Genomic DNA, 21315 nt, shown 5'->3' with positions numbered 1-21315 from the left:
AACATACGCTTTATGCGATGCTATGCGATGATCTAAACCCGCCGCAATTAGCATTGCGACGGGACAGATAGTTTTCTAATTAATTATACCCGGGGTTCTGCGTTAAATTAGGGTTTAACTGTATTTCCCGAAGTGGGATAGGGTATAGACCTAAATTTGTAGTAATGTTACCTATGGTACCGTTGATAGAGCCGGTAGCTTTAAAAGCCGTCATCACCGGGATGTAAGTACCCCAACGTACCAGATCGAACCATCTTTCGGCTTCAAAGCAAAGCTCTACTCTCCTTTCGTTGCGAATGGCTGTGCGGGCATCAGATTGTATTAATCCGAGCTTTGGTGCAAGGTTTGCCCTGGTGCGAACAAGATTAAGCTGCACTAATGACTCAGGGGTTTTACCGTTTTCGTTCAGTGCTTCGGCGTAAAGTAAAATTACATCGCCATAACGTAAAACCGGCCAATCGTTATCGCCTTCGCTTACCCCGGTTACGCTTGAGTAAATAAACTTTTTAGCGTAATAGTAGGTAAGTGTGCCGGCATTATATATGCCAATTGAAGTTGCCAGGCGGCTATCGCCGGCTTCAAAAGCGTTGTAAAGGTTTGCGGTACCTACGTTATTACTGTTACCAGTAACCGATGTTGTAATGGTTGTGCCCGATGGTTGTGGAACAAACCCCCTTGCATAAGTATTGCCTTCGCTATAGCCTCCATTTAGGTACTGTACAGAAAAAATGATATCCTTATTATTATCATTACCTAAACCAAAAACCTGGTTGTAGGGTATAAGCGTACCCGAAGTTGCCGACACTGTTGCCAGTATAGCTTCGGCCTGTATAAACTTGTTCTCGAACATGTAAACCTTACCCAATAAACCATTTGCAGCAATGCTGGTTGCACGCCCAATATTGGTTCCGGTGTACGATGCCGGTAATACGGCAGCGGCCTCGGTCAAGTCCTTTTCTATTTGCGCGTATACCGCAGCAGCGGTAGCTCGGTTATAAGTATATGCCTGCTGTTCGGATGTGATCTCGGTTAGTACTAACGGAACACCACCAAACATACGTACCAGGTTAAAATACATTAACGCCCTTAAAAACTTAGCCTGCCCAATGTAACTATCACGGTTGGCCTGGGTCATTATAGGTGTATTTACATGGCCCAAAACAATATTGGCGTAAGCAATGGTAGTATAAAAACGCATCCATGCATTTTGCACGTTAGTTGATGTGGCTGTCCATGTCAGTTTATCTTCCTCGCCATACAACACTTCGCTTTCGCCGTAGGTTTGGGCATTGTCCGATGGTATTTCGCCAAAACCATATTGCTCGTTGTAAATAGGCCGTAAACTGCTGTATGCACCGGTAAGGGCACTTTGTATATCTATCTCGGTATTATAATAGGTAGAAACCGGAACTATGCCCTGTGGGGTAAGGTCTACAAAATTTTTGCTGCACGATGGTAACACAATAGCCAATGTGAATACCGATATGCTGCTTATAATTAGTTTTTTAATTTTCATGATTCTTTAGGTTAAAGCAATTAAAATCCAAAATTGATACCTACAATTAATGTGCGTGCCGTAGGATAGGTACCCTGATCAACACCCGGTGTTGTAGGATCGCCACCCATAATATTGGCTTCGGGATTATAGCCCGAATATTTGGTTATGAGGAACGGATTTTGCGCCGTAAAGTATATCCTTGCCGACTTGATGAACAGATGGGTAAGGTCCTTATCGCGCATGCGGTAACCCAATGTAATATTCCGCACCCTTAAGTATGATCCGTTCTCAACACTTAAACTGGTAAGTGCCGCACCCGGAAGCGCACTCGAATTAGTTACGCTTGGATATTTAACATCCCGGTTAGGATACAATGGATCGTAATAATTATTATAAAAATCGGCACGCGAATTTTGGTTGTTGTTACCGGTTATTGTTTGCCTGTTATTACCATTAATGATATTTACGCCTTGTACGCCCTGCATCAAAATACTAAGATCGAAGTTTTTGTACTGGAAGGTGTTGGTCAATCCGTAAGTAAAATCGGGTAAACCATGGCCCAAATTGGTCATGTCGTTAACGTCTATCTTACCATCGCCGTTCTGATCTTTAATGATCACATCGCCAACAACGTTACCTGTAACTTGCTTAGGATAATTTGCCAGATCGGCCGCACTTCGGTAAATACCGATTATCTGGTACCCGTACATAATACCCAACGGCTGGCCTACCTGAACCTGATAAACGTTGTTCCAACCATTAATGGCACGTACCGCAGGTAAAGCGCTCGGCCCGCCCAGATCTAGTATCTTGGTTTTATAAGTAGAGAAATTGGCGTTGGTGCTCCATACAACGGGGCCTATTTTGAAATTGGTATTGGCCGTAAACTCAAAACCTTTATTTTGAAGTTTACCTAAGTTAGCCTGATACGATGATGCATACAGGGCCGATGATGCATAACCCACAGCAAGCGGCAATGCTTTGTTAAGCAACATGCCATTTGAGTAACGGATAAAATAATCAAAAGTGAACGCAATTTTGTTCTGCAAAAAGCTCAGATCCATACCCATACTAGTTTGATCGTTCTTTTCCCAGGTAAGATCAGGATTGGCAAAACCGCTTTGCTGGGTACCAAATAACCTGGTGTTGCCCGATGCGTAATTTTTATTAAGCGCAACTGAGTTTACATAGCTAAAGCTACCGATGTTAGCATTACCCGTACGGCCGTAACCACCACGTAACTTTAATTCGTTAATAGCTAATTTGGCCAGTTTATCCTTAAAAAACGGTTCTTCGGCCAAACGCCATCCCATAGAGAATGATGGGAACAATGCATACCTGTTATTAGGGCCAAAACGCGAAGACGCATCCTGACGAACAGCGGCGGTGAACAGGTATCTTTTGGCATAATCGTAAATGAACCTGCCTGCATACGACACGAAGGTATTGGCATCAAACGCTTCGGAGCCTACTGTATTAGGCGAAGCCAGCGGACTTTCGACCGCGGTAGTTATAAAGGTACCCGGCACACCTGCGGTATAGTTAATTTGCGAATTATACTTTTGGGCCGAGAATAAACCCAACACATTAAAGTGATGTTTACCTATTTGCTTATCATAGGTTGCGGTATTTTCCCAAACCCAGTCAAAACTGGTGCGTGAGTTATCCGAAGCGAATATACCACCTAACTGAGGGTTTGAACCTGTTGCAGTTGGCGCTAAACTATAGGCCATTGTACCCGGTATATAGGCATGTACCTGCTCGTTCTCTAAAGTGGCACCTAAATAGGTCTTTAACTTCAGGTCGCTGATAGGCGAATATTCTAAAAACGCGTTACTTAACGTACGGAACGCCCTTGAACGATTGATGGATAAGCTTAAAATATTTACAGGGTTGTAAAAATTACTCGCCGAAAAGACGGCGGTTGGCGATAAGTTATAATTCAGGTCGCGATCATACGGTTCCTGAAAATCGCCGTTAGCTTTATAAACCGGTACTATTGGCTGGAACGTTAAGGCCTGGTTAAGCGGACTTGGTAAATTTACATCGGCAACTAATCCCGGTACACCAATTAAATAATCAGTTGGGTTGGCACCGGCACCACTTGCCTGACCAGATGATGGCTGCCTGAATTGTTCGGAGTAAGATGGTGATATGGAAAAACCGAATTTTACGTTTTTGATCAGGTCGGCATCTAAATTTAACCGGGTTGTGTAACGGCTGTAACTGGTACCTATTAATACACCTTGCTGTTTAAAAAAACCAGCAGATGCATTAAAGCGCACTTTTTCGCTGCCGCCAGAAGCATTCAGCTCAAAATCACTTAAAGGGGCCGACCTGAAAATGGCCTTTTGCCAATCAACATCGGGCAGGCTTGATATATCGCCATCCAAAATAGTAGGATATTGTAACCCTCGTAACCTACTCAGATCTTTAACCTGTTGTACATATTCGTTCTTTTTTAAAACGTCGATAAACTTGGTTACCTGTTGCATGCCTGTGTAGGCTGTTGCCGAAAATGTGGTTTTGCCGGCCTTACCCCTTTTGGTAGTTACCAACACCACACCGTTGGCCGCACGCGAACCGTAAATAGCGGCCGAAGCTGCATCCTTCAATACCTCTAACGATTCGATATCGCCGGGATTGATCAGGTTAAAGTTAGAAGCTGTTTCCAGCGGATAGCCATCAACAACATACAACGGATCGTTCGACGAACTTAACGAGCTCACACCACGCACACGGATGGTTGGAGCGGCACCGGGTTTTGCACCCTGATCTGATTGTACCTGCACACCTGCTGCTAAACCGGCTAAGGCTTCGCCGGGGGTACTTACCGGCTGGTTGCTTATGTTTTTACCTTCTACTTTAGTAATGGCCGCTGTTACCGTTGCCCGTGATTGTGTACCGTAGCCCACTACTACAACATCATTCAAGGTATGTGGCGAATCAGCCAGGGTCACATCAATAAGTATTTTGCTACCAACCACTATCTCCTGGCTAACCATCCCGATGAACGAGAACACCAGTACACTTGCGCCATTTGGCACTTTAATGGTATAGGCCCCGTTAATATCGGTCATGGTACCTGTTTGTGTGCCTTTTAAGGTAACACTTACTCCTGGTAATGTTTGGCCGTGACTATCGCTTACTTTACCTGTAATGGTAATTGCCGCTATAGCAACCGGTTTTATAACTATATTACGCCCTTTAATTACGATGGTATTATTATTGCCGGCAATAATTTCTACAAACTCTTTATCAAAGCAACCTTCTAATACCTTTTTTAATTCGGCATCAACAGCTTTAAGTGTAACTAGTCTGGCAGCGCTTATAATATTAGCATCGCAAATAAAATTATAACCGGTTTGTTTTGTTAATTGAACAAGAACTTCTTTTACGGGAGTATTTTTCACATTGATGCTTACCTGCTGAGCCAGTGTGGCAGCACTTACCTGTAAAAAAGCAAGCAGCATTATGATGACCGTAAGCTTCATGATCAATATAAATTTAAGGATACGACGAGGCATCTTCCCGCACTTTAGTGCAGTAAAAATTTTATACATTTGTTTTAGGATTAAATAATTGGTTAACGATCTAATTGGTTTTTTTATCCTTTATCAACCTTCAAGGCTGATCAACGCCGGGGGTGGTCTCAACACTCCCGGTTTTTGGATCTTTTTGGGATGTAATTATTTTGCTATAACCGTGATCCTCCTTTCTTCCGTAACAATACGGACCTTATCAACTAATTCGATATTTTTAAGCAGGCTTGATAGTCCTTTAGCCCGCGAGTAGTTACCATCAAAGTTTATTTTGGCCATATCACCTTTAAAAATAACATCAACATCATACCACCGTGATATTTTTTTCATGATAGATACAATGTTTTCGCTGTTAAAAACAAACTGATCGTTTTTCCAGGCCATTACCTCATCAACATCAGCCGGTTTAACGGTTACGCCGCTGCCATCGGTATTAACCGCCATTTCGCCGGGTTTTATCAATGTCGACTTATCCTGATAGTTTATTTTGACCGAACCTTCTAACAGTGTAGTGGTTATGGTACGCTCGTCGGCATAAGCGTTAATGTTAAAATGGGTACCTAATACCTCAACAACCTGTTTGCCGTTCACATCAATTTTAAAAGGCATGGCTTTGTTTTTGGCCACTTCAAAATAAGCTTCGCCGGTTACAGCCACCTTACGTTGGTTGCCGGTAAATACTGTAGGGAATGTTAATGATGATGAAGCGTTAAGCCAAACATGGGTACCGTCGGGCAGGGTGATGTTGTATTTGCCGCCGCGTGGTATGGTAATGGTGTTTAAAGCAATATCAGCAAGAGCGTTACCGCTACCATTTTTAATAACTATACCATTACCCGATTTGGTTATGGCCGAGTTACCTTGCTTACTTAATACGCCATTTTTGGCATCATCAAGTTGGATATGTTTACCGTTAGCTAGTGTTAAGATCGCCTTATTGGTTCCGGGCTGTATATCTTTTTGCCGGGCCGGGGTATTAACTTTAGCAATTACAGAGGTGCTTTTACGGGTATTTATTATATAAATACCGACCGATAAAAACACCAATACAGATGCGGCAACGGCATAAACCCAACGGCGCATGCCAATAACACGTGTTTGTTGCGCATGAAGGCTTGCCTGTAGTTTATTATAAAGCAGTTGTTTTACACGTTCTTTATCGGCAATAGTATAACCCGCCACCAGATCATCCTCGCCCAACCCGTGCTCATTCTGATAGCTTTTTATAAGGGCTTCTTCGCGGGCATTACAATTGCCTTGTAAATACTTCTCGCATAGCGAAAGATATTGTTCTTCTGTCATGAATATTTGAACCTTTAGGGGTTTATAATTGGGTTATATAAGTACAGATACATAAAAGCTTTTCAACACACATAAAAAAATAAAAAACATACTTCATTTTTTCGATCTCGGTAAAAAAAGCCCACATAAACAGCGTATTATCAGTTTTTAAATTCATAAATATTTTTCATTCCCGGTTTATATTGCATAGTTTTATCGCACCCAATTATATGCCAGGCAAAACTTTAACAGACTCAGAACTATTTGAGGCTATTAAACTTAATGATGAAAAGGCGTTTAATCTATTATTTGAACGTCATTGGTCTACAGTTTATAGCGTTGCCCACAAGTATGTTAAAGATGAAGAGGCTGCATTAGAAATTGCGCATGATATTTTCCTTAACATCTGGACCAAACGCCTTCAACTGAATATTTCGTTATTTAAAGCTTATGTTATTACTGCTGCCAGTTACCATGGTATACGTAAACGGCAAACCTTAAAGGCCATCCCGATACAATACGTTGAAGATTACGAATACGCCGAAGACACAGCCTATTTAATGCCCGACCAGCAAGCCTATAATGACGGTGAAACCAAACTGGACGAACAGGAAATGCAAGACAAAATTGATATATTGCTAAACGACCTACCCAAACGTTGCCGCGAGATATATAGCTTGAGCCGCAGGGATAATTTATCAATTAACGAAATAGCTGTAAAATTGGGTATATCAAAACGCACGGTAGAAAATCAGTTAACAGTAGCTTTAAAACACTTACGTACATCCCTGAGGTACTTAGTTGTTTTAGCTTGTTTTTGTAATGCAACCCTTTAGCAAGCAGTTGCCGGCGATACCGTTTCTTTAGGTATTCCTGCGGCTTCGATCACAGAGCGATGGGGAGTTACATGGCCTGGATCAGCGCAGCTGATACAGTAACTGTGCGTTTCATGAACCTGGGAACCGTAGCCCAAGATCCCGCTACAGGCAGGTTCAATGTCAACATCACAAAATGACCAGAACTCCTGAACATCATCTATTAGCTCTAATCAGCCATTATACGGAAAATAAGCGTAATGGTTTAATTCGAAGTAGTATGAACTTTATAATTCTTTAAATACCAATATATCGCTATATCGTTTATACAGCCATAAGATCTATATTGAGACGATGAACAGGCTCATTGTGTCGACCAACACTCATTACACTTACATATTGTATGGTTAAAAGGGCCAGTGTTCCAATCGCCAGGCACCATCCCAGAATAGCCACTCCAACTGGCACGAATATAGAAATGCTTCCGTCATTTTCTCCTGCTGTATCGCCGTACAGCTATTAGCGGCTTCATCACATATATTGATCGCCTTTTCGACCAGTAAGCCAAACTCTTCCCCAGCGTAGGTATCGATCCAGGTTGCGTAAGGGTTATTTTGTTTGTGCTGCTGCTGAAAGATGTGATCGCCAACCTTTTTATAGATCCAAAAGCAGGGCAATACTGATGCCATGGCAACTTCTACCTGTGCCAATGCTGCTTCTTTAAGGAGGTAGCTGGTATAATGATGGCAGGCCAGTGATTGACTTAGGTTTTTGTCAATACCGTATTCTTTAAAATAACTGGCGTGTAAGGCGTTTTCCACAACAATGGCCCCTTCTGCAAATCTAATGAAATCAAGTACAAGATCCACCCGATTTGACCGTGCCCCGATCAACGCCAATGCCCGGCCAAAATGCTCCAGATATTTGGAATCCTGGGCAATGTAAAATTTGAATTTTTCTAATGCTAATGTACCTGCGATCAGTTCCCGGATAAAAGGCATGGTAATTATCCCCTCAAATACAGGCTCGGCTTTTTGCCATACGCTTTCACTCCATTTCATGTTTGATCATTTGATGAGGTTCAAAAAAATGGTTTAATGGTCCATGGCCTTCTCCTGTTTTCACATCCTTTCCGGAAAGGATGGCCTGGTGGACATATATTTTTGCTTTTTCTATTGCGATAATCATTTCATCACCTAGAGCAATAAAAGATGCTATAGCCGAAGAAAGCGTACATCCGGTGCCATGTGTATTATTGGTTTGTATAGCAGCGGAACGAAATATCTTTTCAGATCCGTTCTTGTCAAGGTAGACATCAAACAGCTCGGCACCTTTGGTATGGCCGCCTTTTACTAAAACAGCGTTACATCCCGCACTGATCATCCGGCTGGCGGCTTCTTTCATATCACCAACTGTGCTGATCTTCATCGCTGAAAGTAGCTCCGCCTCGTCCAAATTAGGAGTGATCACTTTTGCTATCGGAAATAGTTCTTTTTTAAGGGTAGCTATAGTATCGCTTTCTATCAGTCGGTGACCACTGGTTGATACCATTACCGGGTCGAAAATGACCGGGATATCGGGGTAATCTTTTAAAACGTCGGCAATAGCGATGGCCAGTTCAGCGGAGTGTACCATGCCTATTTTGATCGCTGCCGGTTTAATATCATCCATCACAGACCTTATCTGCCCCTGGACTATTTCCGGCGGAATGCTGTGGATACCAGTTACCCCTAAAGTATTTTGAACGGTAACCGCGGTAATGGCCGATGTGCCATAGCAGCCCAAAGCGCTGAAGGTTTTCAGATCCGCTTGTATGCCCGCGCCTCCGCCACTGTCTGACCCGGCAATAGTAAGTACGGCAGTATATTTAAATTGCTGGCTCATGAAATTCCATTTTTTACGCTGAAAATTTCTCCCTTAAAGTACGGCTTGACAATATTAACGGCCATTTTGCTTCGCTGACCCATTTGGCATATAAAGACGAGTTTTTTATCAGCAGGAAAAGTCGAAATATGCTCATTTAGATCGTATAGGGATACATTTACGCCCCCAATGTTGTAATCCTCAAATTCATAGCCCTCGCGCACATCTACCAGGTAAACTTTTTCAGGCGTTCTCGCCATCCATGTTTTTAACAGGTCTATCGAAATCTCTTCATTCGCAATTTCAGCGAGCTTCTCTTCAGTTGTCGCAGGTTTCTGTATGGTTTGCTTTTGCCCGGCTATCTTAAAAATATTTATGCTGTTATCCAGTGCGTTTATACTTAATAACCTGCCGGAAAGTGTTTCGCCTATCTTGCAAATGATCTTGATCGCTTCATTGGCCATATGCGTCCCGATCATACCTGGCAGTACACCAATCACGCCGATCTCAGCACAGTTGGGTACTTCGTCTTCGGGCGGTGCTTCGGCAAACACATCCCGGTAGTTTGGCCCTTTAAGGTAATTAAAAACCGATACCTGCCCCTCAAACTTAAATATAGAACCAAAAACCAGCGGTTTGTTCAGCGTAACACAAGTATCGTTGATCAAATACCTGGTCGGAAAATTATCTGAGCCATCTATGATCAGATCGTATGCTCCAATAAGTCTTGCGGCATTTTCGTCGGTGACGCGTTCCTGATAAGCGGTTATCGTCACATGTGGATTAATTTGTTCGAGTTTTTGTTGGGCTGTTACCGCTTTCGGTTTCCCCACATCGGCAACGGAATATAAGATCTGCCGGTGCAGATTGCTTCGGTCAACTACATCATCGTCCACAATACCCATATTACCAACACCGGCTGCTACCAGGTATTGTAGAACGGGGCAACCTAAACCTCCCGCACCGATCATCAGAACCTTGGCTGCCTTCAGTTTTTCCTGTCCGCCAATACCCAATTCCGGTAAGATAATTTGGCGGTTATATTGTTTTAATTCTTCGCGGCTAAGCATACCTGTTAATTTAAGCTAAACAATTATCCCAGTCTTTCCATACTGCCTCATAACCTTGCGCCGTAATTACCTGGGCAATTTCGGCAGGGCTTCGCTCATCACTAATTTCAAACTGTTCCAGCGATTCGGGTTCTACGATATAGCCACCCGGATTTGTTTTTGAACCGGCACTGATGGATGTAATGCCCAATTTGATGATGTTGTTACGGAAATTTGGTGATTCGCGGGTAGAGATCGATAATTCTACTTCTTCGTTGAATAAACGGTAAGCGCAGATCAGCTGCACTAGTTCCCGGTCGCTCATCTCTACTTTAGGTTCCAGGCCACCACTAAATGGGCGCAACCTTGGGAATGACAGGCTGTATTTACTTTGCCAGTATTTCTTTTCCAGGTAATTTAAGTGCAGCGCCGTAAAAAAACAATCGGTGCGCCAGTCTTCGAGGCCGATCAATACCCCAAGCCCCATTTTGTGTATCCCTGCTTTTCCCAGTCGGTCGGGCGTTTCCACCCGATATTTGAAATTTGATTTTTTACCTTTCGGGTGGTGCTTTTTATAATCTTCCTGATGATAAGTTTCCTGATACACCAATACGGTATTTAAACCATAGGGGGTTAACTGCTCATAATCTTCCAGATCCATAGGTTGTATTTCCATAGAGATATGCGCGAAATGCGGACGGATCAGTTCCAGTACTTTTTTAAAGTAATCTACGTGTACGTTCACATTGTCTTCACCGGTAACCAGCAACACATGCTCGTAACCCATATCTTTGATCACCGCAACCTCCTGCATGATCTCCATTGGCGAAAGCGTTTTACGCTTCACCTTATTGTCATAGCTAAAGCCGCAGTAGGTGCAGATGTTGCTGCACTCGTTTGATAAATAAAGCGGTACGTACATTTGCAGCACCTTACCAAAACGTTTTAAAGTAAGTTGCTGGCTGATCTGTGCCATTTGCTCCAGGTAAGGTGCCGCAGCAGGCGATACGAGAGCTTTGAAATCGTCTAAAGTTCTTTTAGTAGCCGATAAAGCCCGTTCCACATCGTCACTGGTCTTCGCATAGATACTGGCTTTGGTTTCGTCCCAGTTATACGTTTCAAAAAGGTCGTTAAAGCTATTCATCTAAAAATGAGGTTAACGGGCTGCTGGCTATCGCATGTGAAACAGGTGAGGCTAATTTTGCTTCAAAAGCCATACGTCCGGCTTCAACGGCCAATTTAAAAGCGGCTGCCATTTGTACCGGGTTACTGGAAACGGCGATTGCCGTGTTGACCAAAACCGCATCGGCGCCAATTTCCATGGCCCAGGCCGCATCCGATGGTGAGCCGATACCGGCATCAATGATCACCGGTACATTACTTTGGCTGATGATGATCTCTAAAAAATCGATCGTCTTTAAGCCTTTGTTGCTTCCTATAGGCGAGCCTAAGGGCATTACTGCCGACGTACCCGCATCTTCTAAGCGTTTACAAAGCACCGGGTCGGCATGGATATAAGGCAAAACAATAAAGCCCAGTTTAGCCAGTTCCTCTGTTGCTTTTAGTGTTTCTATCGGGTCGGGCATTAGGTATTTAGGATCAGGATGTATCTCCAGTTTGATCCAGTTAGTTTCCAGGGCCTCACGCGCCAATTGGGCGGCAAAAACCGCTTCCTTAGCATTGCGCACTCCCGAGGTATTGGGCAGCAAATTGATATGTGGGTATTTTAAACGGATCAGCAGATCATCCTGCTCATTGTTTTTGACATCGACCCGTTTTAGGGCGACCGTAACCAGTTCAGAACCTGACGCCAACAAGGCCTCTTCCATTAGAGAAGACGAACTGAATTTTCCTGTACCTGTAAACAGGCGTGAACTAAAAGTTTTATCGGCTATTCTTAACATTTCTTATCGTTTTAAACTTCCTTTAAGGAATTGGTATTTAGTTGCTCATACATCTGCTGAACAGTTTGTGCCGGATCAACCGCATAAGTGATCGCGCCCGAAACTGCTACACCATATAACCCGGTTTTCATGATAGCGCTAATGTCCTGTTCTTCTATGCCGCCTATAGCTATAATAGGTATTTGAATATCTGCCAGTCTCACCCGTTTGATGATCTCCGCGTAGCCTTCCAAACCTAATATGGGGCTGAGCTTTTGTTTGGTTTTGGTGAACCGGTATGGCCCCAGGCCGATATAATCCACACCTTCTGCAACCCTTTGTTTGATATGCTCAAAGGTATTGGCAGTACCGCCAATGATCATGCTTTTACCAACAATAGCCCGAGCCTTTTCAACCGGCATGTCATCCAGGCCGAGGTGCAGACCATAAGCGCCTGCCTTCAAGGCAATTTCAGGATGATCATTCACGATCAGTTTCGCGCCATATTCTTTGCATAATTCACCTGCATAAAGCGCATATTGCAGAATATCTTCTTCAGGTTGGTTTTTAACCCTCAATTGTATCCACCGGGCACCGGCTTCGAGCGCGGCTTTTATCGCGGTGATATGTGTGCCATTTTCTGGCTGTTGCGATATGTAATGTAATCTGTCGATCATCCCTCTTTAGTTATTTGCTAAATCTTTTAACCTTTTGAAAGTAGCGACCGCCTGGTAAGGATCATTCCATATCGCACCCAGTACCGCCGCACCATCAAAATTCATTTCCCGGACTCGCTCCAGGTTTGTTTCATCAATTCCGCCCAGTGCGATCACTTTAGGCAGCGCGTTAACTTTTTCTAAACGGAAGCCATCCTCCAACTGGCTTTGATAGCCTGGTTTGGATATGCTGTTAAACACCGGACTAAAAAAGGCATAATCGAAGTATTCCAGTAAAGATATATGCGCAATATGATGTACCGAAGTACTTAGCGTATAGCCTTTTTGGTTTTGTTGTGTTAATTTTTCCGTGCCGGTTATTACCCGTTGGTTTTCAGTGTAATGCAAGCGCTTTATACCAAAAGTACCGGTTAAGTAATGTTGCTGATGTAATGCTATAGCGTTGTAAAATGTGGGATCTATGCCCAACAGCAGATCAATAAACTGGTCAATTTTCCAATCCGGCTTACGCAAATGAAAGCGCGTCATACCCGCTTCAAAAAGCCGGTTGATGATTGACGCTTCATCGGCAACTGCTCCGGGATCGGATATGACGATCAGTTCCATTACAAATAAATTTCGCTGCCTTTTTCAGTAAACTCTCTTGATTTTTCTGCCATACCTTTTGCTAAAGCGTCTTCTTCCTCCATACCGTTTTCTTTGGCATATTCCCGTACATCCTGTGTGATCTTCATTGAACAAAAATTTGGGCCGCACATGGAACAGAAGTGTGCGATCTTCGCACCGTCAGCAGGCAAGGTCTCATCATGAAACTCTTTTGCGGTATCCGGGTCAAGCGACAGGTTGAACTGGTCTTCCCACCGAAACTCAAAGCGGGCCTTGCTCAGCGCATTATCGCGGTATTGCGCACCGGGATGCCCTTTAGCCAGATCAGCAGCATGAGCAGCAATCTTATAAGTTATTACGCCATCCTTTACGTCTTTTTTATTCGGCAAGCCCAAGTGCTCTTTAGGCGTCACATAACAAAGCATCGCCGTACCAAACCAGCCGATCATGGCCGCACCAATGGCTGAAGTGATATGGTCATAACCTGGCGCGATATCCGTAGTCAATGGCCCTAATGTATAAAACGGAGCCTCTGAGCAATGTTGTAATTGTTTCTCCATATTTTCCTTAATGAGGTGCATCGGCACATGGCCAGGGCCTTCGATAATGGTTTGCACATCATGTTTCCAGGCAATTTTGGTCAATTCACCCAAAGTTTCCAGTTCACCAAATTGGGCCGCATCATTCGCATCGGCAATACAACCGGGGCGCAGACCGTCACCTAGTGAAAACGACACATCGTAAGCTTTCATGATCTCACAGATCTCTTCGAAATGTGTGTAAAGGAAGTTTTCCTTATGATGCGCTAAACACCATTTCGCCATAATTGAACCGCCACGTGATACGATGCCCGTAATACGTTTGGCGGTTAAAGGCACATAGCGCAGCAATACGCCGGCATGAATGGTGAAGTAGTCAACGCCTTGCTCAGCCTGCTCGATCAGGGTATCGCGGAACAATTCCCAAGTCAGGTCTTCGGCTTTACCGTTTACTTTTTCTAATGCCTGGTAGATGGGTACCGTACCAATAGGAACAGGTGAATTACGGATGATCCATTCGCGGGTCTCGTGAATATTCTTTCCGGTGGAAAGATCCATAATGGTATCAGCGCCCCAACGGCAGGCCCATACTGCCTTTTCTACTTCTTCTTCGATACTTGAGGTAACTGCCGAGTTGCCGATATTGGCATTGATCTTTACCAGAAAATTACGGCCAATGATCATCGGCTCAATTTCGGGGTGATTAATGTTGGATGGGATCACCGCGCGTCCGGCAGCTACTTCCTGCCTCACAAACTCCGGCGTGATTGAACCTTTCGGCGTATTCGCTCCAAAGCTATGGCCCTGGTGCTGATGGCTCATTACTTCATATTGCCCGTTGAGTTGTTCTTTCAAAAGATCGATCCGCTGGTTTTCACGAATAGCGATATATTCCATTTCGGGCGTAATGATCCCTTTTTTGGCATAATGCATTTGCGATACATTCATCCCCGCTTTGGCGCGGAAAGGTTTGGTGGTATGGTTGAAACGCAGGCTATCGAGGCTTTTGTCGTTTAAACGTTGCTGTCCATATTGTGATGAAATATGGTCCAACCGTTCCACATCGCCTCTGTCCATGATCCATTGTTCACGCAGGCGCGACAAGCCTTTTTTTACATCTATCTCCGCATTAACATCGGTGTAAGGGCCGCTGGTGTCGTATACGGTAACCGGCGCATTTGGTTCGGTTTCGCCGAACCTACCATGCAGTTTGGTATCGCTTAAACTTATCTCGCGCATGGCTACCTGTATGTCGTGCAGCTGCCCCTGTACAAAAACCTTTTTCGAGGCCGGAAAGGGAGCGGTAGTCAATACATGGTCTGTCGGAATTTTTTCTTGCTTCATTTGTTTGGATTTTATGGTTAGCCGCCTTGTGTGGCTTTGATGATAATGACCTGATCGCCGGGATGGAGGATATGGCTTTCCCAACTCGCTTTAGAAATAATGGCCTGGTTAACAGCCACTGCAATACCTTTAGCGGGGATATTTAATACAGCCGTAAGTAAATGTTGCACGCTGCAAACATCGGTAACCTGGTAAATTTGTTGATTGACGGTAATTTCCATTCTGTATCTAAAAACAACTTTTAGGAATGGCCCCGTATGGAGGAAAGAAAAAACAACTTAAATATCAGGTAAAGTTGTCGTCACTTTTCCCTTCGGCAGTACTAACTGCATCAGGTTCAAAGGGTATTATCTCAGTCCGTAAAGGACACCCCTAAAGTTGCAGTAAACATATAGAAAAGTTTTAAGAATAACCAAATTATTCTTGAGTGGGCAAATGTTAACCGCTTATGTGAATCTACACGGGGTAAAAGTTATCCCGGTGGGATCATGGGAGAACAAAAAATACAAGAAGTTCTCATCTGTTATTATAGCTTCTCGCAGCAACGCTTTCTAAGAAATTCCAGATCTAGTACAACCCGATCCAGCCTAAACGGCACCAATTTCGGTACCCTATTCCCTTTCCAGATATTATTACCTTTTAAATAACTATTTTTGTATATGCTTTTATGGCATTACTGCAACCAAAGTCGGCTAACCCAGTGGTCAATTTGACCCGAAATAAGGTAGTCACATCTCCATAATATACAAGTAGCCCGTAGGGGAAACTTCTCGAACCCCTTTCTAACAGACTGAGGTTGTTAGCTTCCTAAATTAAATGGTTCGAGCCACGTTTCAAGATCCTCTATTGCCCCTATTTTCGGTGCATCATAAATTATTGATAATCTTATTATTCTCATTTCTTTTTGACCTAAAAAATATTTAAGTTTATCATGTTAATATTAATGTAATATTCAGGGCAGGGCTTAATGGTCACCACTGGATTTACTAATGTTACACAACCTAAACTTTAAATATGATTTCGTTATTGCTTAAACAGGCTATATCATGTTAAATTTATCATGATGCCCGAACATTTAGAGCAACTGTACCAAGCTATAGCCGAGAATATCCTGTCGGGTCAGGGTCAGTGCGTGCTGATACTGGGGCCTGAGCTTTCTGTAAGCCAAACCGGAGTAGATTATAAAACTCATTTTTCGCAATTAGTTGATACTTATGCACCGGGATCAAAATATTTAAGTGGTGACAACCTATTTTATTTTAAAGACAATTTTGGCGAAACCCGCGTAAGCAGCCGCGTAAGTGAGTTTTATAAGAATGTGGGCGACCCGGTATTACTCGAAAAAATATCGCGTATCAAATTCCCGCTCATTATAAATGTTTGCCCTGATGAGGCTTTAAACAACATATACAAACGCAAATCAATAGCGTATCAACAGGGATATTTTGCTGCCGATTCCAAAGCGCTATTTAACTCGCTGCCCATACCCACCAAGCAAATACCTATTATTTATAACTTGTTGGGCACGCAGGAAATAGCGCAGTCGCTTATTCTAACACATACCAAGCTTTACGAATCTATCCAATTGTTACTGGCCGTAAATTCGTTGCCGGATAATATTGAGATCTATTTAAAAAGCATAGCCAATAGTTTCCTATTCCTGGGATTTAAGTTCGATTCGTGGTATTACCAATTGGTTTGCCATAAGCTTGGCCTGCACCGCAAAACGAACATTTGCACACTACTAACGGAGGCTACCGATAATATTAGCATGATTATGGAAAACTCGGTAAATATGGAGTTCACTACCGAGAACGCCACACAATGTATAGACAATATTTTGGCCCGTTGTACCGAAGATTTGCGCAAACCAAGCGCTACGGGCAAATACAGTACTTTTATTTCGTATGCATGGAAGGACGATACCAACGCTGAGCGCGAGAATATAGTTAACCTGATTGACCAGTGTTTCGCCGATAGAACAGATAATATTTACACCCTATTCAGGGATAAACGGGACCTGAGTTTTGGCGGGAGCATTAATAGTTTTATGGATACCATTGGCTCAGGCAAAACGGTGATTATGGTGATCAGTGATAAATATCTAAAGTCGATGTATTGCATGCTTGAGGCCATCCGGGTAACGGAATATCCTGATAAGGATAAACGGATATTTGTAGTGATGATGACAGACGCTTCGGCCATTATAGCCGCTGATAAAGGTAAGGACGAGATACAAAAGATATATAAAAAATATTGGTTCGAAAAATACCAGGAGATATCGGGCGACCCTGCGCGGCTGGGTACCGAGGAGTGCAATAACTATTTAAAAATATTCACCTTTATTAATCAATTCATTACCAACATTGGCGATAAGCTGAACCTAAACCTTGGCTATACCGATATTACTACCGACAGCCAAACCAAACGCTTTGACATAGCGGACAATAAAAAGGCCGAATTTGATGCTTTTATAGGTTGTGTATTAACCAAATTAAAGGAAGACTGATGCACACCGAAAAAAAATACCGTTACCCGGGACTAAATTTTTACCGCGAAGAAGATAAGGATATCTTTTTTGGGCGAAATGAAGACTCACAGCGCTTGTATACCCAGGTAATACTGAACCAAACGCTGGTGCTGCATGCAGAATCGGGAACAGGGAAAAGTTCGGTAATACAGGCTGGCTTATTGCCTTTACTGAAGGCGAACCAACCAGACTATTTAGCGTTGACCGTTCGTTTTGATGAGCCTACCGCAGGTTTAGTGCTTATTGATGATATGATCCGGAAGGTTAAGGACAGCCTGCCGCCGTTGACCGGTATAGAACTACCCTATATTAATACCAGCAATGATAAATTATGGGTGCTGGCCAAAAAGCTATCCAAAACCAATAAAAAACTGCTGATCATTTTTGACCAGTTTGAGCAGCTGCAAGGCTTTGATCAGAAACAAATAGCGGGTTTTAAAGCTGCGCTGGCCGAGTTATTAAGTGCTGATATACCAGCTAAACTGCATAAACAAATATTAGCCAATACGGCGCTTATTGTTGAAAAAGAAGACCTTACCGAAGAAGAAAAGAACGAGTTTAATGCCAATAGCGATTTTTTAAAAGAGCCACTGAACGTAAAGCTCATTTTTGTGGTTCGGGAAGATAAGCTGGGCACGATGAGCCTCTTATCGGATGTGATACCCGATATTTTAAAAAACGATATCGTACTCAAGCATTTAAACAAGGAAAGCGCCAAGGAAGCGGTACTAAAGCCTAGCCAGGCCGATGGCGATTTTGCCTCACCTAAGTTTGAATTTGAGAGCATTGATATTGTAGAGCGCAAGCTGGCTGAGATAGCCGATAGCGATACAGAGCTGATAGATCCGATACAGTTACAGATCGTTTTTAGTAATATAGAAAAGGGCATTATAGCCAGTGGTGTGAAAAGGAAGGCGGCAAGCGGCACAATCGTGGTGTCCGAAAGGCAGATCCCCCCTATCGGCGATATTATTAACGATTTTTACAACAATACCTGGCAGCAGGTAAAAGATACAATCGCAGAGAAACACATACCACTTTCAGATGCCGAGTTTGACCAACACCGGCTATATATTATTACGGAACTGGTGGTGGAGGATTCGAGGGACCTGGTACTGGCCAAAAAACTATCTGACTCCGATGATCCCAACTCGATCTTTAAAATCACTACATCGGTATTATTATCAACCGGTTTTATACGCGAGATTGTAGGACATGATAATTTTTACCAGCTATGCCACGATAGATTTATTGCCCCGGTAAATGCCGATGTTGCCCGCATGGCGGCGGTTGAACAGGTGCTTAGGGATACAGAAAAAATTGCAGAAGAGAGAACAAAGACATCTAAAAAGAGGAAGCAGATATTTGGCTGGATAAGTTTAAGTATACTGTTGATCATCGGGATACTTTTTATCATCGTCACAACCGCGGAAAAAAAAGAAGCCGAGTGGCAACGGCAAGAGGCGATCAAACAAAGATCGATAGCAGATGGCTTAACGGCAAAGGCAACGCAAAATGAGCGCCTAGCCCGGCAAAACCGGATATTAACAATATTGAGTACTATCAGGCGCGACAATCCTACTTTGAGTTATATTATTGCGCAACAGGCAAAAGAAATTTTCAGAAACGACGAAAAAATAGACGAGTTTATTAACGAATATGAAAAATTGAACTATGGTTATTTATTGAGTTCGTACCCCGTTTCGGAACTTTATGGTGATGATGATCTAAATGATGCGATAATTACTGACCAAACCCACCTTTCGGTATTGAACAGGCACTCTAACTCGATCTGGAATATTAAAACCCAAATGCTGGAATCGATACGAAGTGAGACCGGAACATATTTTGAGCACCTTAAATATCTTTCCTTAAATGGTAAAAGATATATTGTTAGTCATGATAACAAAGCAACGGCAAAGATTCAAGATAGCGACGGACATGTTTTAAATAAATTCGGGGCAGGTTTGGGAAGCATCGACGCTCATAATATCAGCGTTTCGAACAACGGAGAATATATTATAGTACTCGATACGGTTTATAATTATAAAACCAGATCATTTGTTTGTGCCCTGCCAGATAAGTATAAGGGATCGCAACAGGTAGGATCTGTTTTTTTGAATGATAATAAACACATTGCCGTGGGTTATGCAAGCGGCTATAAAATTATTTACAGAATAGATGTATCAAGACCAGAAAAAATAAGGGAAGTATATCGTTTTGCCCCGTACCGTGGATCGACATCTATCACTTCAATAGCTGTTGACCCTAAAGATCGTTACCTGATAGTCGGTGAACCTGATGGGGGCATTGAAACATGGAGAATTCAAAACTTGAACGAAGCTGATAAAAAAGAGAATTTATCAGATGCACACCATTATCCCAGATCGCTTAAACTGTTATTTGGGCACACCGGCAGGGTTAACCATCTTTCGATATCACGCGATGGCAATTTTTTATTAAGTGGAAGTAATGATTATTTAACGATCTTATGGGATTTGCGCACAATGAAACGTTTGCGGATAATGAAAGCACGGGAATCTGATGTTATATATACTTCATTTTCGGCCGATAAGAACACCCTAATCACAGGCTCACGAGATGGCATTTTATCGTTATGGAGCACCGAAAGCCCCTTGAGTTTGTATAAACAAAACAAGCTAACCCACTTTTCTCCTTTTGATTATTATACAGTTGGCCTTGGAAAAAATGATGAGTTCTCGAAGTATTTGCTCGAGCCAACCAACGTAACCCAACTGTATAAAACAACGATGACCTATTTTATGAGTATGCCGGTTACTAACCTTTACCAGGGCGACATAGATTATCTTGATAATATTAAACTTTCGTTACAAGAGATAGACGAAATGTACAGATCACTGATTACCAATAAAGAGTATAAAACTAAATTTTCTGAACAGCAAAAAACGATGTTCGAAAATTATCATAAAATGTTCAAAGCTAACATAGCTAACCTTTTACAATAAATACGGATCCTAGAAAACATTATATTTAAAAACCAAAATCAACCCATCACCATGGACAAAGCAGCATTTGACGATTATGTAGCCAACCGCTACCAGGATCAATTGAATTATTATGAGGCAACATCGGGCAGAAACCAAAAGAAGTATAAGCGCTTTCAATGGATACTGATCGTGCTTACGGCGCTTACCCCAGTTTTTGCAGCACTAAAAACCATAAAATGGGGCGACTTTGTAGTACCGATAGACCTAAGCGTATTGGTGTTGGTAACATCAACCATAGTAGCCATATTGACCACCGGTTTAAAAACATTTAATTACCAGGAGTTGTGGATCAAATCACGCACAACCTACGAAATGCTGAAGCCCGAACTTTACTATTATAACTTTAATGTAGGTGATTACATCAAAGACGAAATTGACAAAGAATCGGTATTTGTTACCCGTGTGGAGGCTATTTTAGGCAGTGAACATAGGGAGTGGCCCGTTAAGAGCTTGCAAGACAAGGATAAGCCGGCTAAAGAAGAAACGATAGCTAAACCTTGAAGCTGATCGAAAAAGCCACAAAAAAGCGTCGAACATTGAAAAATTAAAAAACTAAACCTCCGTGCAATATGGAGATTTAGTTTTTAAATAGCCTTAATTATTACTGAATCAGATTATCTTTCTGCGTTCATAGCTTTTTTAGTTCCTTTTTTCAATCT

16 protein-coding genes and 1 riboswitch are annotated in these 21315 nt (G+C 42.7%); of the genes, 4 read left to right on the top strand and 12 right to left on the bottom strand.

Annotated features, from left to right (window positions below):
- Window positions 1-79 precede the first annotated feature (79 nt).
- The 3 genes from ABIN91_RS14540 to ABIN91_RS14530 all read right to left on the bottom strand — a co-directional run bounded on the left by ABIN91_RS14540 (window position 80) and on the right by ABIN91_RS14530 (window position 6342).
- Complete coding sequence (locus ABIN91_RS14540) at window positions 80-1516, bottom strand: RagB/SusD family nutrient uptake outer membrane protein (RefSeq protein ID WP_348051941.1); 1437 nt, start codon at window positions 1514-1516, stop codon at window positions 80-82.
- A gap of 20 nt (window positions 1517-1536) precedes the next feature.
- Window positions 1537-4992: a TonB-dependent receptor gene (locus ABIN91_RS14535; protein WP_348051940.1), complete on the bottom strand. Its 3456-nt coding sequence runs from the start codon at window positions 4990-4992 to the stop codon at window positions 1537-1539.
- Window positions 4993-5187: 195 nt separating this feature from the next.
- Entirely contained in the window at window positions 5188-6342 is a 1155-nt protein-coding gene (locus tag ABIN91_RS14530; protein WP_348051939.1) for a FecR domain-containing protein, read from the bottom strand.
- A 209-nt stretch (window positions 6343-6551) separates the two neighbouring features.
- On the opposite strand from ABIN91_RS14530, the gene ABIN91_RS14525 reads away from it, so the two are divergent.
- Entirely contained in the window at window positions 6552-7157 is a 606-nt protein-coding gene (locus ABIN91_RS14525) for a sigma-70 family RNA polymerase sigma factor (protein WP_348051938.1), read from the top strand.
- Window positions 7158-7543: 386 nt separating this feature from the next.
- On the opposite strand, the gene tenA is transcribed toward ABIN91_RS14525, so the two are convergent.
- The 9 genes from tenA to thiS are packed head-to-tail and all read right to left on the bottom strand — an operon-like array spanning window position 7544 to window position 15318.
- On the bottom strand, window positions 7544-8197 hold the full coding sequence (gene tenA / locus ABIN91_RS14520) for a thiaminase II (RefSeq protein WP_348051937.1): 654 nt from the start codon (window positions 8195-8197) through the stop codon (window positions 7544-7546).
- Complete coding sequence (gene thiD, locus ABIN91_RS14515) at window positions 8184-9020, bottom strand: bifunctional hydroxymethylpyrimidine kinase/phosphomethylpyrimidine kinase (RefSeq protein ID WP_348051936.1); 837 nt, start codon at window positions 9018-9020, stop codon at window positions 8184-8186. The genes tenA and thiD overlap by 14 nt, the downstream gene beginning before the upstream one ends.
- Complete coding sequence (locus ABIN91_RS14510; protein ID WP_348051935.1) at window positions 9017-10069, bottom strand: HesA/MoeB/ThiF family protein; 1053 nt, start codon at window positions 10067-10069, stop codon at window positions 9017-9019. Before ABIN91_RS14510 ends, thiD begins: the two co-directional genes overlap by 4 nt.
- A 10-nt stretch (window positions 10070-10079) precedes the next feature.
- On the bottom strand, window positions 10080-11192 hold the full coding sequence (thiH, locus tag ABIN91_RS14505; protein ID WP_348051934.1) for a 2-iminoacetate synthase ThiH: 1113 nt from the start codon (window positions 11190-11192) through the stop codon (window positions 10080-10082).
- Window positions 11185-11952 carry a thiazole synthase gene (locus ABIN91_RS14500; protein WP_348051933.1) on the bottom strand — a complete coding sequence of 256 codons (768 nt, stop codon included), beginning with the start codon at window positions 11950-11952 and terminating at the stop codon, window positions 11185-11187. The genes thiH and ABIN91_RS14500 overlap by 8 nt, the downstream gene beginning before the upstream one ends.
- A gap of 11 nt (window positions 11953-11963) precedes the next feature.
- Window positions 11964-12608 (bottom strand): thiamine phosphate synthase, encoded by a 645-nt coding sequence (locus ABIN91_RS14495; protein WP_348051932.1) that lies wholly within the window; start codon window positions 12606-12608, stop codon window positions 11964-11966.
- Window positions 12609-12614: 6 nt separating this feature from the next.
- A complete protein-coding gene (locus ABIN91_RS14490; protein WP_348051931.1) occupies window positions 12615-13214 on the bottom strand; it encodes a thiamine phosphate synthase in 600 nt (199 codons plus the stop codon).
- Window positions 13214-15097 (bottom strand): phosphomethylpyrimidine synthase ThiC, encoded by a 1884-nt coding sequence (thiC, locus tag ABIN91_RS14485; RefSeq protein WP_348051930.1) that lies wholly within the window; start codon window positions 15095-15097, stop codon window positions 13214-13216. Before thiC ends, ABIN91_RS14490 begins: the two co-directional genes overlap by 1 nt.
- A gap of 17 nt (window positions 15098-15114) precedes the next feature.
- Window positions 15115-15318, bottom strand: coding sequence for a sulfur carrier protein ThiS (gene thiS, locus ABIN91_RS14480; RefSeq protein ID WP_348051929.1), 204 nt, complete (start codon window positions 15316-15318; stop codon window positions 15115-15117).
- A gap of 70 nt (window positions 15319-15388) precedes the next feature.
- Window positions 15389-15481: riboswitch (TPP riboswitch) on the bottom strand.
- Between the two features lie 676 nt (window positions 15482-16157).
- Here thiS and ABIN91_RS14475 point away from each other — a divergent pair.
- The 3 genes from ABIN91_RS14475 to ABIN91_RS14465 are packed head-to-tail and all read left to right on the top strand — an operon-like array spanning window position 16158 to window position 21157.
- Window positions 16158-17606 (top strand): toll/interleukin-1 receptor domain-containing protein, encoded by a 1449-nt coding sequence (locus ABIN91_RS14475; protein WP_348051927.1) that lies wholly within the window; start codon window positions 16158-16160, stop codon window positions 17604-17606.
- Window positions 17606-20614, top strand: a complete 3009-nt coding sequence (locus tag ABIN91_RS14470; protein ID WP_348051926.1) for a hypothetical protein — start codon at window positions 17606-17608, stop codon at window positions 20612-20614. The genes ABIN91_RS14475 and ABIN91_RS14470 overlap by 1 nt, the downstream gene beginning before the upstream one ends.
- Window positions 20615-20665: 51 nt before the next feature.
- Window positions 20666-21157, top strand: coding sequence for a DUF4231 domain-containing protein (locus ABIN91_RS14465; RefSeq protein WP_348051925.1), 492 nt, complete (start codon window positions 20666-20668; stop codon window positions 21155-21157).
- Window positions 21158-21315: the final 158 nt, after the last annotated feature.

The sequence above is a fragment of the Mucilaginibacter sp. genome (genome assembly GCF_039921305.1).
Classification (GTDB): Bacteria; Bacteroidota; Bacteroidia; order Sphingobacteriales; family Sphingobacteriaceae; genus Mucilaginibacter.
This window is presented reverse-complemented; position numbering and strand designations above follow the sequence as displayed.

What these genes read in the sequence shown, in the direction of transcription:
- ABIN91_RS14540 (WP_348051941.1), bottom strand. Translation starts at nt 1,516, where the DNA reads ATGAAAATTAAAAAACTAATTATAAGCAGCATATCGGTATTCACATTG.
- ABIN91_RS14535 (WP_348051940.1), bottom strand. Translation starts at nt 4,992, where the DNA reads ATGAAGCTTACGGTCATCATAATGCTGCTTGCTTTTTTACAGGTAAGT.
- ABIN91_RS14530 (WP_348051939.1), bottom strand. Translation starts at nt 6,342, where the DNA reads ATGACAGAAGAACAATATCTTTCGCTATGCGAGAAGTATTTACAAGGC.
- ABIN91_RS14525 (WP_348051938.1), top strand. Translation starts at nt 6,552, where the DNA reads ATGCCAGGCAAAACTTTAACAGACTCAGAACTATTTGAGGCTATTAAA.
- tenA (WP_348051937.1), bottom strand. Translation starts at nt 8,197, where the DNA reads ATGAAATGGAGTGAAAGCGTATGGCAAAAAGCCGAGCCTGTATTTGAG.
- thiD (WP_348051936.1), bottom strand. Translation starts at nt 9,020, where the DNA reads ATGAGCCAGCAATTTAAATATACTGCCGTACTTACTATTGCCGGGTCA.
- ABIN91_RS14510 (WP_348051935.1), bottom strand. Translation starts at nt 10,069, where the DNA reads ATGCTTAGCCGCGAAGAATTAAAACAATATAACCGCCAAATTATCTTA.
- thiH (WP_348051934.1), bottom strand. Translation starts at nt 11,192, where the DNA reads ATGAATAGCTTTAACGACCTTTTTGAAACGTATAACTGGGACGAAACC.
- ABIN91_RS14500 (WP_348051933.1), bottom strand. Translation starts at nt 11,952, where the DNA reads ATGTTAAGAATAGCCGATAAAACTTTTAGTTCACGCCTGTTTACAGGT.
- ABIN91_RS14495 (WP_348051932.1), bottom strand. Translation starts at nt 12,608, where the DNA reads ATGATCGACAGATTACATTACATATCGCAACAGCCAGAAAATGGCACA.
- ABIN91_RS14490 (WP_348051931.1), bottom strand. Translation starts at nt 13,214, where the DNA reads ATGGAACTGATCGTCATATCCGATCCCGGAGCAGTTGCCGATGAAGCG.
- thiC (WP_348051930.1), bottom strand. Translation starts at nt 15,097, where the DNA reads ATGAAGCAAGAAAAAATTCCGACAGACCATGTATTGACTACCGCTCCC.
- thiS (WP_348051929.1), bottom strand. Translation starts at nt 15,318, where the DNA reads ATGGAAATTACCGTCAATCAACAAATTTACCAGGTTACCGATGTTTGC.
- ABIN91_RS14475 (WP_348051927.1), top strand. Translation starts at nt 16,158, where the DNA reads ATGATGCCCGAACATTTAGAGCAACTGTACCAAGCTATAGCCGAGAAT.
- ABIN91_RS14470 (WP_348051926.1), top strand. Translation starts at nt 17,606, where the DNA reads ATGCACACCGAAAAAAAATACCGTTACCCGGGACTAAATTTTTACCGC.
- ABIN91_RS14465 (WP_348051925.1), top strand. Translation starts at nt 20,666, where the DNA reads ATGGACAAAGCAGCATTTGACGATTATGTAGCCAACCGCTACCAGGAT.